We start from the raw sequence: 16,628 nt of genomic DNA on the forward strand, positions 1-16,628 counted from the left end.
TATGATCGCACCTGATAACAAAAAAGCCCGGCATAATGCGGGCTTTGGGGTTTTCTAAAAGCAGCTGATTTTTACTGAATCGTCATTTGCTTTTCTTAATGTGTTTAATCAAGCGCTTACGCTTACGCATCTGGTTTGGTGTCAGGGTGTTGCGCTTGTTGGCGAACGGGTTTTCCCCTTCCTTGAACTGGATACGGATAGGCGTGCCCATCACGTCCAGCGATTTACGGAAGTAGTTCATCAGATAGCGCTTGTAGGAATCCGGCAGGTCTTTCACCTGGTTGCCGTGGATCACCACGATTGGCGGGTTATAACCACCGGCGTGGGCGTATTTCAGCTTCACGCGACGGCCGCGCACCAGCGGCGGCTGATGGTCTTCTGCAGCCATGTTCATGATGCGCGTCAGCATCGCGGTGCTCTGACGACGGGTGGAGCTGTCATACGCTTCACGCACGGATTCGAACAGGTTACCGACGCCGCTACCGTGCAGCGCAGAGATGAAGTGCACGCGGGCAAAGTCGATAAAGCCCAGACGGAAGTCGAGGGTCTCTTTCACCTGCTCACGAACCTCGTTGCTCAGGCCATCCCATTTGTTGACCACGATAACCAGTGAGCGCCCACTATTGAGGATAAAGCCGAGCAGAGAGAGGTCCTGATCGGAGATCCCTTCGCGTGCGTCGATGACCAGCAGCACGACGTTAGCATCTTCGATCGCCTGCAGGGTTTTGATAACGGAGAATTTTTCCACCACATCGGTGATTTTTCCGCGCTTACGTACCCCGGCGGTGTCGATGAGGACATACTCACGCTCATCGCGCTGCATAGGAATGTAGATACTGTCGCGGGTGGTGCCCGGCATGTCGTAAACGACCACGCGCTCTTCACCCAGAATACGGTTAGTAAGTGTAGACTTACCTACGTTTGGACGGCCCACGATTGCCAGCTTGATCGGCAGATCCTGCGGGTTGAAGTCGTCTTCAGGCTCTTCTTCTTCGCCCTCTTCTCCGTCTTCAAACTGCGCCCAGTATTCAGCGTCTTCGTCCACCTCTTCCGGTGGGTTCACTTCGTCAACCCACGGCAGCAGAACGGTTTCCAGCAGGCTGGTAACGCCACGGCCATGCGATGCAGCGATAGGGTAGATTTCACCCAGGCCCAGAGACCAGAAATCCGCGATGGCCTGATCGGCATCGATGCCGTCGGTTTTGTTCGCCACCAGGAAGGTCGGTTTTTCGCGTGAACGCAGGTGCTTAGCGATAGCGGAGTCCGCCGGCATCAGGCCAGCGCGAGCATCCACCATGAACAGCACCACATCCGCTTCTTCAATCGCCAGCAGCGACTGTTCCGCCATGCGGGTTTCAACGCCGTCTTCTGTGCCGTCAATACCACCGGTATCAATACAGATGAACTCGCGTCCTTCCACCTCTGCACGACCGTACTTACGGTCACGCGTCAGCCCCGGGAAATCCGCAACCAGCGCATCACGGGTGCGTGTTAAACGGTTAAAAAGAGTGGATTTTCCAACGTTAGGGCGCCCGACAAGCGCGACCACAGGTACCATGTTTGAAGCCTCATAAAATTCAAAATAACGTCGCTTTCGCGGCGTTTTTAAAAATGTCAAAACGGCTCCTGAGTGAACAGGAGCCGTTTAGTATACTACAACCGCCGGGTAATTAACGCGTGATCGCGTACAGCGTGCCGTCTTTTGCCTGAATCAGCAGCTTGCCATCGGCCACAACCGGATCGGTCAGGAAACCAGAGCTGTCGACTTTTTGCTGTGCAACAAAGCGGCCGTTATCCGGATCGATCCAGTGCATATACCCTTCGCTGTCGCCCACAACCAGGCTACCGTTGTACAGCGCTGGCGAGGTCAGCAGACGGTGCAGCAGGTCGCTTTGCGTCCACAGCGTTACGCCGCCTTCGGTGCTCAGAGCCAGCAGACGGTCGTTCTGGTCAACCATATAGATACGGTTACCCTCAACGATGAAATCGTTCACAGAGCCCAGCTCACGTTTCCACATGATCTGGCCGCTGCGCAGATCCAGCGCGGTAAGGTTACCGTTATAGGCCAGCGCGTAAACCACACCGTTAACGATGACCGGCGTTGTGTCTACGTCGCTCAGACGGTCAATTTCCGTTGAGCCGGTGGCCTGAGAGATACGCTGCTGCCAGATCATCTGGCCCTGCTGCATCAGCACTGCGCTCACGCGACCATTGTCACCGCCCACAATGGCAGCGCCAAATGCGGTAGCCGGAGCGGATTCGCCGCGCAGAGAGAGCGCTGGCATATCCAGGTTAACAGTCCATTTCACCAGGCCGTCCGCTTCGTTCAGCGCCTGCAGCTGGCCGTTGCTGGTATGAATCAGCACAAGGCCGTCGCTCACCACCGGACGCGACAGGGATTCACCCGCCACGGTTGTTTGCCAGGCAATGGAGCCGTCGCTGCTGTTCAGCGCATAAACCTGCGCTTTTTCGCTGCCAACGTAGACGTGGCCACCGGCAACAGTCAGGCCGCCAGACAGCAGTGCAGGTTTACGCGAGAACCAGCCGTCTTTTTCCGCCAGGTTAACGGACCAGACTTCTTTCCCGTCATCGGCGTTCACCGCTTTCACGGTACCTTTGCGGTCAGCGGCATAGACAACGCTGTCTGCATAGGCCGGATGAAGGTTGGAATAGAAATCACCAATCCCACTGCCCACGGAAACATCCCACGCGGTGGATGGGGTAAACTGGTTTTCAACCGTCGGCAGTGGGGACATTTTCACAACGTCTTCTTCGCCACTGAACAGTGAACAACCACTCAATAACGTAACAGAAAGCAGTCCTGGCAGAAGTAATTTACGCAATTGCATCGGGTCCCTCTCAGACGGACAAATTATTTATTTTCATCTGCATCATTTCGCTCAGCGCAGGTGAAGCATTGCTCTCTACGCCAGCTTGCCACGCTTTACGCGCGCCCGCTTTGTCACCTTTGCTCAGCAGTGCTTCACCGCGCAGATCGGCAACGATGGCAGCAAAGCCTTCGCCTTTGATGGTATCGAGCGTTTTCAGCGCATCGTCAGCTTTCTTCTGCTGAACCTGAATACGTGCCAGGCGCAGATTGATCACCGCTTTCAGGTTATCATCGCTGGCCGCAGCAAGGCTCTGAGAGAGCTGAGCAGCGGCTTTATCCAGTTCGTTCTTATCAACGTACTGCTGAGCCACTTCCAGCGCAGCCAGTGCACCGTAGGTGTTTTTGTTGTCAGCCGCAAATTTCTCTGCCGCCGTCAGCGTTTGCGGCTGATCGGCACGAATTGCGCTAACGGTATTTTCATAGGACAGGGACGCGCCGCGCGCGGAATCTGCCTGATGATTGTTCCAGTAACGCCAGCCCACCAGCGCACCGACACCTAAAATAACCCCAACAACCAGCGCTTTGCCGTTTTCAACAAAGAAGCGTTTAATCGCGTCGACCTGATCGTGTTCGTTCTCGTAAATTTCCACGCAGTCCTTCTCCTTAGCCCAATAGAGTGCGCAAGTGCGCCGCAACGCCGTCCTGCGTTACCGTTGTCTGCTCACCAGAGCGCAGGTCCTTCACCACCACTTCGCCGTTAGCCACTTCGGACTCGCCCAGCACCAGTGCAATACTTGCGCCCCACTTATCGGCACGAGCAAACTGTTTTTTGAAGTTGCCGCCGCCATGGTTGGTCATCAGCTTAACGCCCGGCAGCGCATCGCGCACGCGTTCGGCAAGCTGCATCGCCGCAGACTGCGTTTCCGCGCCTGAGGCCACCAGGTATATATCGACAACGGATTCTGCTTTAAATTCCGGATTAACTGCCTGAACGAGCAAAACAAGTCGTTCAAGGCCCATCGCGAAGCCCACAGCAGGCGCTGCGCGACCACCAAGTTGCTCAACCAGACCGTCATAACGGCCGCCCGCGCATACGGTGCCCTGAGAGCCGAGGCTGCTGGTCACCCACTCAAACACGGTACGGTTGTAGTAGTCCAGACCGCGCACCAGGCGCTGATTCACGGTATAGGCGATGCCTGCCGCTTCAAGCAGCTTGCACAGGCCCGCGAAGTGTTCGCGAGATTCTTCATCCAGGTAGTCTCCCAGCGCAGGCGCATCGTTCAGCAGTGCCTGAACATCCGCGTTTTTGGAATCCAGAACGCGCAGCGGGTTGCTGTACATGCGACGTTTGCAGTCTTCGTCCAGCTTCTCTTTATGCTGTTCCAGGAACGCAACCAGCGCATCGCGGTAGTTAGCGCGAGCTTCCAGAGAACCGATAGAGTTCAGCTCAAGGGAAACGTGATCGGCGATACCGAGCGCACGCCACCAGCGGGCGGTCAGCATAATCAGTTCGGCGTCGATGTCCGGGCCCTGCAGACCAAAGACTTCCACACCCAGCTGATTGAACTGGCGATAACGACCTTTCTGAGGACGTTCGTGGCGGAACATCGGGCCGATATACCACAGGCGCTGCTCCTGATTGTACAGAAGACCATGTTCGATGCCGGCGCGTACGCAGCCCGCCGTACCTTCCGGACGCAGGGTCAGGCTGTCGCCGTTGCGGTCCTCAAAGGTGTACATCTCTTTTTCAACCACGTCGGTGACTTCACCAATCGCGCGTTTGAATAACGGGGTCTGCTCTACAATCGGCAAACGGATTTCGCTGTAACCGTAGCTGCCGAGCACCTGCTTCAGTGTGCCTTCAATGCGCTGCCAGATGGCGGTTTCGCCAGGCAGATAATCGTTCATGCCGCGGATGGCTTGAATGTTTTTTGCCACGTTTATTCTCTTTCTATATACAAAAAAAACCCAAAGAATGGGTTCAATCATACATGGGAAGCGGCACGCTTCCCATCACGTTATTTTTCAACCTGCTGAACGCTGATACGCTGTGTTTCGTCCATCATGGCGGCTTTGGCGCGTATGCGGGCTTCAAGCTGGTCGATCATGTCGCTATTATCCAGACGATCTTTACGAACACCATCTTCATAGAGACCACTTTTCTTGTTACCGCCGGTTACGCCCAGGGTTGACACCAGCGCTTCACCCGGACCGTTTACCACACAGCCGATGATGGAAACGTCCATCGGGGTAATAATGTCTTCCAGACGTTGCTCCAGGGCATTCACCGTACCGATCACATCAAACTCCTGACGTGAGCAGGTTGGGCAGGCGATGAAGTTGATCCCGCGCGCGCGAATACGCAGTGATTTCAGAATATCGAAACCGACTTTGATCTCTTCGACCGGATCGGCCGCCAGCGAGACGCGCAGGGTGTCACCGATCCCTTCAGAGAGCAGCAGCCCCAGACCGATCGCGGATTTTACAGAGCCGCTGCGCAGGCCGCCCGCTTCGGTGATCCCGAGGTGCAGAGGCTGGTCGATCTGCTTTGCCAGCAGGCGGTAAGATTCTACGGCAAGGAACACGTCGGACGCTTTTACGCTGACCTTGAACTGATCGAAGTTGAGACGATCGAGATGATCGACGTGGCGCATCGCGGATTCGAGCAGCGCCTGCGGCGTAGGCTCACCGTATTTTTCCTGCAGATCTTTTTCCAGGGAACCGGCGTTAACGCCAATACGGATAGGAATATTTTTATCGCGGGCGCAGTCCACAACCATGCGGATACGCTCTTCGTTACCGATGTTGCCCGGGTTAATACGCAGGCAATCGACGCCGTATTCGGCCACTTTCAGTGCGATGCGGTAGTCGAAGTGGATATCAGCCACCAGCGGAACGCTGACCTGCTGTTTGATCAGTTTGAACGCCTCAGCGGCATCCATGGTTGGGACGGAGACGCGAACAATGTCCGCGCCTACACGTTCTAATGCTTTGATTTGATTGACCGTCGCTTCCACATCGGTGGTGCGCGTGTTGGTCATCGACTGAACGGCGATAGGTGCCCCATCGCCGATTGGCACATTCCCAACGTAAATCCGTTTCGATTTTCTACGTTGAATCGGAGCCTGGTTATGCATGAAAAATCTCCCGCGTTGCCCGTCTGTTACTGTGCTGCTGATTGTTCGGCATTAACGGTAAGACGTGCAACCTGGTTAGTTCTGATAAAGCGGCTCAGGTCGACAGGTTTTCCTTGATACTGGATCTGTACCGCTGCCGGAGCGCCGATTTTAAGTTTATAAGGAGCCTGGCCGGTTAGGTTTAACGTGCCATCTTTACGCTGCAGGCCGCTGAACAGTTTTTTACCTGTCGCGTCAGTTACTTCCAGCCAGCAGTCGGCGCTGAAGTTCATCACCAGCGCGTTGGGATCGGCTGCTGTCGCCGTACCCGCCGGGCTGGTTGGCAGAGTCGCTGCGCTATTGTCTGCAGGCTGAGTAGCCGCAGGCGCGTTCGCCGCCGTATCAACATTCGCCTGAGAAGGGGCAACAACCGCGTTTTGATCCTGAGCCTGCGGCGCAGCGGTGTTAGCCGTTGCTGCCGGGGCCTGTGCTGCACCGGTCGCCGACGCGTCTGGCGCTGCGGTCTGTGGCTCGCTGGAGGACGCTGCGCCGTCGGTATTCAGCGGCACGCTCTGGCCGTTCTCACTTCCGGCCTGGTTGAGTTCTGCCGAGGATTGATCGGCCATGGTGGTGATCTCTTCCTGCTGCGCCTTGTGGTTTTGCCACCACCATGCACCGGTCAGACCGATGACCACAAACAGCACCAGCCAGGTAAAGCTCATCAGCCAGCCATCACGTTTTTTACGACGTTTCCCCAGGGAGAAGGTCTGCATCGGCGCAACTTTTGCTGCACGGACCGGCGCCTGCTTCTCCATCATTGGCAGTAATTCGTTTTCGGGGATGTGCACCAGTTTTGCGTAAGAGCGGATATAACCGCGCAAAAACGTTGAAGCCAGATCGGCAGGCGCCTTATCTTCTTCAATATCGCGAACCGTGGAAACCTTCAGGCACAAGCGTTCCGCAACGGCTTGCTGGCTGAGTCCGAGTTGTTCACGGGCGTTGCGAAGACGAACGCCAGTGGAGAGTGCTTCATGTTGGTCGTGAGTGGCTTCAGTATTCATTCGCTACAACTACTGGTACGTGAAAAATAAGGGTTCAGGCGCCGGTGAGTCACAATGCCACCCGCACCGCGAAACTTCTGGTCAGTTAACCTTGAACAGAGAGTATAAGACTGTCAGCCCGGAGATGACAGTACAGCCCTGCCCGTACGGCTAAACTGTTGTTACGTCGTTACATACTGCCCGAAAGTCGAATGAAACGCACCGTAATTATTGATCAGTCATCACGAATCTGACTGATTATTCAGTAAGGTTATGCTTCACGGCGCAGATAATGCGCCGCGAGTGCATAATAATCAAACAGCTTTAACCGTGATCGTCTCGCCCTGCATGCGTTTACGCAGGGTACGTTTAGTACGGTCAATGACATCACCTGCCAGCTGTCCGCATGCGGCATCAATGTCATCACCACGGGTTTTACGCACGATGGTGGTGAAACCATACTCCATCAGCACCTTGGAGAAACGGTCGATACGGCTGTTCGAGCTACGGCCATACGGCGCGCCCGGGAACGGGTTCCATGGGATCAGGTTGATTTTGCACGGCGTATCTTTCAGCAGTTCAGCCAGCTGATGCGCATGTTCGGTGCCGTCGTTGACGTGATCCAGCATCACGTACTCGATGGTCACGCGGCCCTGGTTGGCGTTGGATTTCTCCAGGTAGCGACGTACGGCAGCGAGGAAGGTTTCGATATTGTACTTTTTGTTGATCGGCACAATTTCGTCACGAATTTCATCGTTTGGCGCGTGCAGGGAGATCGCCAGCGCAACGTCAATCATGTCGCCAAGCTTGTCCAGCGCAGGCACAACGCCTGAGGTAGACAGCGTGACGCGACGCTTGGACAGACCAAAGCCAAAGTCATCCAGCATGATTTCCATCGCCGGAACGACGTTGGTCAGGTTCAGCAGCGGCTCACCCATCCCCATCATCACCACGTTGGTGATAGGACGCGTGCCGGTCACTTTTGCCGCGCCCACGATTTTCGCGGCACGCCAGACCTGGCCGATAATTTCTGACACGCGCAAGTTACGGTTAAAGCCTTGCTGCGCGGTTGAGCAGAATTTGCACTCCAGCGCACAGCCAACCTGAGAGGAGACGCACAGCGTGGCGCGGTCTTCTTCCGGGATGTAGACAGTTTCAACGCGCTGATCGCCGACCGCAATCGCCCATTTGATGGTGCCATCTGCGGAGCGCTGCTCTTCCACCACTTCCGGTGCGCGGATTTCAGCCACTTCTTTGAGCTTGTTGCGCAGGACCTTGTTGATGTCAGTCATGTCATCAAAATTGTCGCTGCAGTAATGGTACATCCACTTCATGACCTGATCGGCACGAAACGGCTTTTCGCCCATCTCTTTAAAGAACTCGCGCATCTGCTGACGGTTCAGATCCAGCAGGTTGATTTTTCCATTTTTATTGGGAACCGCAGGAATGGCGACTTCGGAGGTATTCACTAGTTCAGACATAATATTTTCCGGCCTCGTTGTTACACGTTATGGCCCATGGAGGGTTGAATAGAAACGCCCCGGAAAGCGGTCTGCTCGTCCGGGGCGTTGCATTGTACAAAGTCTGGCGCAGGGATGCCACGTCTGGACGCGGCATTTACGAAAATAATGTGTAAACGAAACCGTTAAATTAACGGGTACGTGGACACACTTCGCCTTCTGCGAAGAAGAAAGCGATTTCGCGTGCAGCAGATTCAACAGAGTCAGAACCGTGGGTGCCGTTCTCGGTGAAGCTGTCCGCATAGTCAGCGCGCAGAGTACCGGCCAGCGCGTTGTCCGGGTTGGTTGCGCCCAGCAGGTCGCGGTGACGCTGTACGGCGTTTTCGCCTTCCAGCACGGATACCACGATTGGACCGGAGGTCATGAACTCCACCAGGCCGTCAAAGAATGGGCGACCTTCGTGCTCAGCGTAGAAGCCGCGCGCCTGCTCAACGGTCAGGTGCAGCATTTTGGTGCCAACAATTTTGAACCCTGCAGATTCAAAGCGAGCGAAGATGCTGCCAATAACGTTTTTTGCCACCGCGTTTGGTTTGATGATGGAAAAAGTACGTTCAATAGCCATGATAACCTCTGTCAATGTTCTGTTGTTTTGCATACCTGAGTATGGTGTGGCGCGGATTATAATGAGCAATGGCGCCATTGCCTATGGATTCAGGTAACATTTTTTTAAAATAAGACGAGTTTTAGCAACAGCTCACATCAGAAAGCTGTTTTCAGGTCACTGAAGCGTAAAATTCACCGTCGCGACCTGCCCGGTCTCATCCATAACGAGTAACTGATAATCGCCCGACTTATCAAGCTGTAATGTGTAAACCCTTCCCTTCACACTCAGCGGTTCACCGTTCAAAAACCACCAGCGCTCACCGCTGTTGCCGGTCGCCTGAAGCGGTAGCGAAACGCGGGATTCACCCGGCAGACGTTTGATAACGGCCCCTTCGCGTACGCCTGTCAGGATGAGTGGCGCAGGTGAGTCCTGCGACAGCGGAGGACAGGTTGTTGATGAAGGCGGGATCCGTACCGCGCGACGCTCGGTTGCGGGCAGCCACGGTTCCAGCGGCAGCGGCCAGACATCCAGGACTTTTTCAGTTGCATCAGGGCAATCTGCCGCCACACGTTTACCCGTTTTATCCAGCCAGACCGGGAAACGAATGCCGCGTATGCCTTCCTGCTCCGGCAACAGCAGCGTGGGCGGTTCACTGCCTTCCAGAAGCCAGGTCGACAGGCGACGCCGACAGTTTTCACTCCCTTCCGGCAGCGGCTGGCCACCCGGCCAGCAGATCACGCCCCGCCCGACGCTCTCCGGACGCGGGTCGCGAGGCAGGCGGGCTTCGTCTACCGTTGAGCGCGACTGAAGCAGGTTATTGACCTGGTTTAATAGCGGAACCGCGCTGGCAAACCCAAACTGCCCCGCCACCGGCGTGCCGTCCGGTCGTCCGGTCCAGATGCCAATCACGTAGCGGGCATTCAAACCGATGGCCCAGGCATCACGGTAGCCGTAGCTGGTGCCGGTTTTCCATGCCAGCGGCGCAACCTGCGGTAGCGCATTATCCGGCAGCGGCTGCGCTTCATTGGCCAGAATACGGCGAATAATCCACGCCGAGCCTGGTGATAACAGCGGACGTTCTGTCAGCGGATCGCCCGGCTGCAGGCGCAGCCTTCCCGCCTTACCGTGTCGGGCAAAGGCACTGTAAGCAGCGGCGATATCTGCCAGGCGCGCGCCTGCTCCACCGAGGATCAGGGAGAGATTCGGCTGTGCCCCCGCGGGCAGGATCAGCGGCAAACCTGCGTTACTGAGCATACCGGCAAATCGTTTTGGTCCGTAGGCTTCCAGCACCTGAACCGCGGGCAGGTTGAGGGAGCGTACCAGCGCCTCACTCATGCTGACCGGTCCGTGGAACCCGCTGTCAAAATTCCCGGGGCGATAATCACTGGTTTTTCTGGGAACGTCCTGGAGCAGCGAGGCGGGATGGATCAGGCCATCGTCCAGCGCCATACCGTAGATAAAGGGCTTCAACACCGATCCCGGGGATCGGATCGCATTGACCATATCCACGTGGCTAAAACGACTGTCATCGTTAATATCCACCGATCCGACCCAGCCTCGCACTTTCATATCGGTATGATCCACGACGATCATCGCCAGCGAGCTGCGTGCCGGCAGGCGGGATTTCCAGTTCATCGCCAGCTCTTCCAGCTGCCGCTGTAGCCCGGCATCCAGCGTGGTGACTATTTTCGTGTCGCGGCTTTTGCCGAGCATCATGCGCGCAAAGAGCGGCGCCAGCTGCGGCATCTGTCGGGGCGCCAGCCATACCGATTCTTCACGGGACTCTTTGACCTGCTTCGCGGACCAGACGCCCTGCGTCGCCATGCGGTCGAGCACTTTATTGCGCGCCGCTTCGGCCCGTTCAGGCCAGCGATCCGGGCGTAAACGACTCGGTGCCTGCGGCAGCACCGCCAGCAGCGCCGCGTCGGAATAGCTGAGCTGCGACGGCGGCTTGCCCAGATACGTCCAGCTTGCCGCACCCACGCCCTGCAGCGTACCGCCAAACGGCGCGCGGTTGAGATAGAGCGTCAGGATGTCGCGTTTAGAGAGGTGCCACTCCAGCTGCATCGCCCGCCAGAGCTGGCGAATTTTGCCGCCAAAAGTACGCGGATGCGGGTCCAGCAGGCGTGCCACCTGCATGGTCAGCGTACTGCCGCCAGAGACGACTTTGCCAGAACTGAGATCCTGCCAGGCGGCGCGCAGGACAGAGAGCGGGTTTACGCCGGGGTGATCCCAGAACCAGCGATCTTCGTACTGGATCAGCGCCTCAAGATAACGGGGAGAGACCTCTTCGATCGTAACCGGGTAGCGCCAGATCCCGTCGCTGTCCGCAAAGCGCCACAGCGGCGTGCCCTTCTCATCCACCACCACCCGGGCGGGGTTAACCTCTTTCAGCGGTAACGGCCACAGGCGGTCGGCGGCGACAATCAGCCCCCATAAAACGAGAAGCGCTCCCGCCAGCCACAGCCAGCGGGAGCGTGTCAAACGTGCCATTCGCATATTACGGAACAACAATCAGCGGGCCACTGGCCGCCCCCGTTGCCCGCCACTGCGGCACATACATAGACTCGACCATCGGAACCGGCACCTGGTAGGTTCCTGCCGTCACGGCACGGGCCAGATAGACCAGCGTGACCGGCTGACCTTCGTTTACCGGCACGGCAGCCACAAAGCGGTCATCGCGGAATTCCATATGCTGAATATCCGCCTGCTGCATCTGGCTGAGCAGGTTCTGCACTTCGCTACCGCTGTCCTGCAGGCTGGCGCTGCTGCTTGCCAGGTTCTGGTTTTCCAGCTCCAGACCCGCAGGGAGGAGATCCACCACCAGCGCATCCGGCACGTTCTGGCTGGCTTTAACTTCCAGCCACACCAGCACCAGTTCGCCGCTCTTCAGGGAAGAGAGCGATTTACTGCTGCCATCGGTTGCCAGGATATGACGTTCAACCTGCAGCACGTTCGAGCTCGGTTGAGGGGCATAGTCAGGGTAACCGGTGCTGTCCAGACGCACCCACAGCGGTGTCGTTCCGGTATTGGTAACCTGCAGCGCGCCAAGCTGGTCGCCGTTCACGTTTTGCACCAGTGACTTATCGCCGCCTGATGCGGTCTCAGACAGAGAGGTTTTCGCCTGCCATGTACCGGACAAGGTTTGCAACGAACGTCCTGCCAGGAACAGCGCATTGCTCTCCTGCGTTGACAGCCAGCGCTGGCTGAAGGCCTGTTCAGACAGGGCATTCAGCAGCGTATTTTGCGCATCCGGCAGCAGCTTGTACTCCTCGAGAAGAGAGAGCATCAGCGCGTTATCGCGAAGCTGGCTGCCATAATCGGCCATCCAGTTTTTGCTGTCGTTACGCGGCGTTTTAAGTGCCAGGTCCAGCGCCTGCTGGCTGCGCGGCGCATCGCCCATCAGTTTGAGCGCCATGCCCAGCTGCATCAGCGGCAGACCGGAAGCCGCCTGTCCGTGACGATCCCAAATTTCACGCAGCGCGCCCAGCGGCGCTTTTTGCTGACGTGCCAGCACCAGCGCGGCATAGGCCTGCACGGCGAACTTGCTGGCCTGAGTATCGTCGCTGTAGCGAATAGACATCATGCCCGGGTCCTGCAGATAGCGCAGCAGGCGGCTATTGGCGTTATTCACTGCATCGACAGGCACGCTGTAACCCTGCTCGCCCGCGCGCACCAGGAAGTCGGTCACGTAGGCCGTCAGCCAGTACTCTTCCGGACCGTTTTTATCCCACAAGGCGAACCCGCCGTCTTCACGCTGCATCTGCAGCAGACGGGAGATGCCAATATCAATCGCTGCACGGCGCTTGTCATCGGTGTCGCCCTTGATGCCAAGTGCAGTAAGCTGCGCCGCGTTGGTGTAGAGCGACGGGAACAGGCCGCTGGTGGTTTGTTCCAGGCATCCGTACGGGTAGGCCTGCAGTTCGTGAATATAGCGCGCCAGGTTGAGCGGTGGTTTGCCGCTCAGCAACAGTTGTCCCTGCAGGGTGGCAGGGGAGAAACCTTTGCTGTGCTGCGCCGGTGCGGTCCAGGACTCACCGGGGTTCAGCATGGCACCGGTATTTACCGTCTGCGCAGGGAACGCCGGGCGCACGCCGATTTTCCAGCTCTTTTGCTGCGGTGCGAAAGTCTCGCCCGGAAGCTGCAGGCCGGTCACCTGCGCGGTCACTTCACCGTCACCATAACCGTCCAGTGCGCGCACGGGAATAAACAGCGTGCTGCGCGCACCTGGCGGCAACTGAACCGGCTGCGGCTGCGCGCCTTCCAGCACCAGTTTGCCGGTAGAGGTCAGGGCAACGTTCAGCGTTTGCGGCTTGTCGGTCAGGTTGGTGATATCCAGCGTCAGCCGCGAGGTATCTCCGCTTGCCAGGAAGCGCGGGGTATTCAGCTCGGTAATGACCGGCGCGGCCACAATAACCTTGCTTTCACTGCTGCCGAAATCGTCTTCCGTCCAGGCCTGCGCCATCAGACGCAGCTCGCCGTTGAAATCACCAATCGGCAGCGTAATCGTGCCTTCCCCGTTGGCATCCAGCGTGACCGGCTGCGCCTGCTGGGCAATAATGGTGACGTGGTTCACCGGCGGTTTGCCGCCACGCTTCAGTTCATCCCCATCGCCACCAAAGCGCAGCGCGGCCAGACGGCCCTGCCCTTCAATGACCTGGCCGTAGATATCGTAAATATCCGCGCCGTAGCGCTTCTGACCGAAGAAAGCCTGCCACGGATCCGGCGTGACGTAATCGGTAATGTTCAGCACGCCGCTGTCCACCGCCGAGACCAGAACGTTCACCTTCTGCGGCACGGCCCCCTCTTTCACGCTGGCTTTCACTTTCACCGAGAGCGTCTGGTTTGGACGCATCTTCTGCGGGTTATCAAGCGCAATATTCAGGCGGCGATTTTCGTCGCCCATCGGCAGATGAAGCAGGCCAACCGCGCGCTTCGGCGTGGCGGATTTGGATTTATCCCCAGGCCGTACCACCAGCGTACTCAGGTAGAGATCGTGACGTTTCCAGGCCTTGTCGACCGGGATAGCGAGATCCAGCCCGTTTGCCGGTACGTCGATCTCCTTCCACCACAGCGGCCCTTCGCTGGACTCGATCATCGCATAGCCCTTGCCTGCGGCTGGCGCGGCAATGTGCAGGTTGATGGTGTCACCCGGCTGATAGGCTGGCTTATCCAGCTTCAGCGTCACGCGGTCAGGGCGCGCAGCCCCGGTGCCGTCGCTGTTATCCTGCCAGCTATACCCTGCCCAGAAGCGCACGCTGCTGACCATCTCATCAGGCGCTTTCACCTCCAGACGGTATGAACCCCACTCCACCGGGAAGGTGACTTTACCCGTTTCGTCGACCTTGAGGGTCAGCTCCTGCTCGCCTTCAACCAGGTCTTTCTGATCGAACTGAGACTGCCAGCCTTCGCTCTCAGACCAGTTCCAGAAGTAGTCACGGCGCTCGCGGATCAGGCGAACCTGCAAACCGGACACCGCTTTTTTCGCGCCGCTGGCATCGGCATAAACGATATCGAAGCTGGCGTTGCCGTTCTCGTCAACAATCGGCTGGTTGACGGTGGTATCGGTGCGGTAGTCGTAAACGGCCTTGCTGGCAAACTGAGGGCGAATACCCGGCAGCTCAGCCGCTGGCCAAATGGCCTGCTCAGCGCGACGCGTTACCGGGCGGCCGCCGGACTCCAGCAGGCTGGCCTGCAGGATCAGCTGCAGCGGAGAGTGCACCTCTTTCCACTGGCTTTCGGTAGAAACCTGTCCACGCCCCTGCTCATCCAGCGTAAGCTGCACCTCATCCAGGCTGCGGCTCAGGTTCTCCTCGGCGATATCGCCAAACTGGAAGCCCGGCAGCGCTGCCACCGCGTCACGCAGCGGACGCAGGAAGAGCTGGCCCTGCAGAGAATTACCGTTGGCCGGAGCGCCATACAGGTAATAGCCCACCACGTTAAAGTCCACGTTATCCTGCGGTGAAACCGGCGTTTTTTGTCCGCTCAGGTTGAGCGCCATGCGCTCTGGCATGAAGTCTTCGACGTGGAAGTCCCACAGGCGCTGCAGGTTATCGCCGGTGTTGGCGCGGATATGCCACATACCGGTCTGCGCCCCGCTGTCCAGCGGATAGTTAAAGCGATAGAGACCGTTCTCTGGCTTGACGACAATCGTACGGGCGACCTGTCCATCCGGACGCAGCACGTCGAGCTTCACAGGCTGATCCGGAAGTGGCTTACCGTCACTGTCGCGCAGCAGACCGTTGAGGATCACCGTTTCACCCGGGCGGTAGAGATCGCGTGGGCCAAACATAAAGAACTGCTTGCTGTAGCCCGGGCTCCCTGCGATATCAAACTCCGCCAGATCAAGAGCCGGCAGCTTGAGATCGAGCAACGTGGTCTGACCATCTTTACTGGCCAGGATCAGCGCGGCCTCTTTGTCGGTCTCAAGCTTTGCGTGGCCATCGCCGTCGCTTTTCGCTTCGGCAAGCGTCTGCCCTTTATCGTTCAACAGGGTGACGGTGACGCCGGACTGCGCCGCACCGTTTTCCAGGCTCTGGGTGAAGATGTCCAGGCGGTTGTGATAACGGTGAGCGGACAAGCCGATATCGCTCAGGGTAAAGAGCGTCGCGGCGTTGCTGTAGTTGTAGTGCCCGGCCTGGTTCATGACCGCGATATAAACGCCAGACTGCTGAAGCGGTTTAATATCCTTCAGGGGCAGCAGCAATTTTTCGCGCGTATTGCGCGCCGGATTAAGATCGAATCGACCGGTGTAAACCAGCTCCGCCATCTTCAGCAGGTTATCGGACTCCCAGTTGGTCAGCGAGTTACGGTACTCCCACTGGCTGACAAGAGAGGCCAGCGATTCAGGCTTCACGCGGTAAAAGTTGACGTCAACATTGTTGACGTTGAGCGCCATCACCGGCAGACCTTCCACCACCTTCCCCGGCAGCAGCGAGCCGCGGCTGGCAAAACCAACGGTGGGTTCAACGTCCCGGGTGGTCAGGGCTTTCTCATAATCAATGCCGAACGTCGCCTTGTTCAGCGCCTGCAGGCCCCGTTCAAGGGTGACGACCAGGTTGCGGTTGGGCTCAAGATGGCGCAGGCGAAGTTCTTTCAGGTTAGGCGCAAGTTCCCACGCCCCGTCAACCTTGCCGCTTTTTTTATCCACGACGTGCACGGTTTTCGCGAAATCCTGATCGAGATTCAGCGGAACAGAAAAGGTCAGCACCAGCGTGGCGGCACCGTCGAGCTGGACTTCTGAGGTATCCAGCAAGGTCAGCGCTTTTCCCTGACTCTGGGCGGCCAGCTTAGCCAGCGTTTCAGCAGTGGGCTTTTCCGCGGCTTTCGGTGTGGATGCGGTGGATGCCGCGAGAGCCGCAGCCTGAGATTTATCGTCGCTGTTATCACAGCCGACAAGCGTAAACGTGGTAAGCAGCGCAAGAGAGAGCGCGGCTAAGCGAAACGGTTTCATCCTTTGTCCCTGGCCCATGGAGCCTGTTGGTCGTCGTCCGGATAAGTATTATCCGCAAGTTTCATTAATTCAAAAAGTCCAATTTTAGAATCTGGAAAGCGCCTCGCAGAATGGCATCACGCCGT

Annotated in this window: 10 protein-coding genes; all 10 read right to left on the bottom strand. The window is 57.5% G+C overall.

The features are described 5' to 3' along the window. Positions 1-82: 82 nt before the first annotated feature. The 10 genes from der to P349_RS09845 all read right to left on the bottom strand — a co-directional run bounded on the left by der (position 83) and on the right by P349_RS09845 (position 16,503). Entirely contained in the window at positions 83-1,558 is a 1,476-nt protein-coding gene (gene der / locus P349_RS09890) for a ribosome biogenesis GTPase Der (RefSeq protein WP_024908655.1), read from the bottom strand. Between the two features lie 112 nt (positions 1,559-1,670). Next, a complete protein-coding gene (bamB, locus tag P349_RS09885; RefSeq protein WP_024908654.1) occupies positions 1,671-2,849 on the bottom strand; it encodes an outer membrane protein assembly factor BamB in 1,179 nt (392 codons plus the stop codon). A gap of 10 nt (positions 2,850-2,859) precedes the next feature. Further along, on the bottom strand, positions 2,860-3,480 hold the full coding sequence (locus tag P349_RS09880) for a YfgM family protein (protein ID WP_024908653.1): 621 nt from the start codon (positions 3,478-3,480) through the stop codon (positions 2,860-2,862). A 13-nt stretch (positions 3,481-3,493) separates the two neighbouring features. Beyond that, the gene (gene hisS / locus P349_RS09875) at positions 3,494-4,768 is read right to left on the bottom strand and encodes a histidine--tRNA ligase (protein ID WP_023333028.1); all 1,275 of its coding nucleotides are present in this window, start codon (positions 4,766-4,768) and stop codon (positions 3,494-3,496) included. Between the two features lie 80 nt (positions 4,769-4,848). Next, a complete protein-coding gene (ispG, locus tag P349_RS09870) occupies positions 4,849-5,967 on the bottom strand; it encodes a flavodoxin-dependent (E)-4-hydroxy-3-methylbut-2-enyl-diphosphate synthase (RefSeq protein WP_023308814.1) in 1,119 nt (372 codons plus the stop codon). A 26-nt stretch (positions 5,968-5,993) separates the two neighbouring features. Beyond that, positions 5,994-7,007, bottom strand: coding sequence for a cytoskeleton protein RodZ (rodZ, locus tag P349_RS09865; protein ID WP_024908652.1), 1,014 nt, complete (start codon positions 7,005-7,007; stop codon positions 5,994-5,996). A gap of 293 nt (positions 7,008-7,300) precedes the next feature. Beyond that, entirely contained in the window at positions 7,301-8,467 is a 1,167-nt protein-coding gene (locus P349_RS09860; protein ID WP_032648707.1) for a bifunctional tRNA (adenosine(37)-C2)-methyltransferase TrmG/ribosomal RNA large subunit methyltransferase RlmN, read from the bottom strand. A 169-nt stretch (positions 8,468-8,636) separates the two neighbouring features. Further along, positions 8,637-9,068: a nucleoside-diphosphate kinase gene (ndk, locus tag P349_RS09855; protein ID WP_003860625.1), complete on the bottom strand. Its 432-nt coding sequence runs from the start codon at positions 9,066-9,068 to the stop codon at positions 8,637-8,639. Between the two features lie 156 nt (positions 9,069-9,224). Further along, entirely contained in the window at positions 9,225-11,549 is a 2,325-nt protein-coding gene (gene pbpC, locus P349_RS09850) for a peptidoglycan glycosyltransferase PbpC (protein ID WP_032648705.1), read from the bottom strand. A gap of 1 nt (position 11,550) precedes the next feature. Further along, entirely contained in the window at positions 11,551-16,503 is a 4,953-nt protein-coding gene (locus tag P349_RS09845; RefSeq protein ID WP_032648703.1) for an alpha-2-macroglobulin family protein, read from the bottom strand. Between the last annotated feature and the right edge of the window lie 125 nt (positions 16,504-16,628).

Origin of the sequence: Enterobacter sp. DC4, assembly GCF_000568095.1 — a bacterium.
GTDB lineage: Bacteria > Pseudomonadota > Gammaproteobacteria > Enterobacterales > Enterobacteriaceae > Enterobacter > Enterobacter pseudoroggenkampii.

Coding starts and splice junctions, on each gene's coding strand:
- der (WP_024908655.1), bottom strand. CDS start 1,558: ATGGTACCTGTGGTCGCGCTTGTCGGGCGCCCTAACGTTGGAAAATCC.
- bamB (WP_024908654.1), bottom strand. CDS start 2,849: ATGCAATTGCGTAAATTACTTCTGCCAGGACTGCTTTCTGTTACGTTA.
- ispG (WP_023308814.1), bottom strand. CDS start 5,967: ATGCATAACCAGGCTCCGATTCAACGTAGAAAATCGAAACGGATTTAC.
- rodZ (WP_024908652.1), bottom strand. CDS start 7,007: ATGAATACTGAAGCCACTCACGACCAACATGAAGCACTCTCCACTGGC.
- P349_RS09860 (WP_032648707.1), bottom strand. CDS start 8,467: ATGTCTGAACTAGTGAATACCTCCGAAGTCGCCATTCCTGCGGTTCCC.
- ndk (WP_003860625.1), bottom strand. CDS start 9,068: ATGGCTATTGAACGTACTTTTTCCATCATCAAACCAAACGCGGTGGCA.
- pbpC (WP_032648705.1), bottom strand. CDS start 11,549: ATGCGAATGGCACGTTTGACACGCTCCCGCTGGCTGTGGCTGGCGGGA.
- P349_RS09845 (WP_032648703.1), bottom strand. CDS start 16,503: ATGAAACCGTTTCGCTTAGCCGCGCTCTCTCTTGCGCTGCTTACCACG.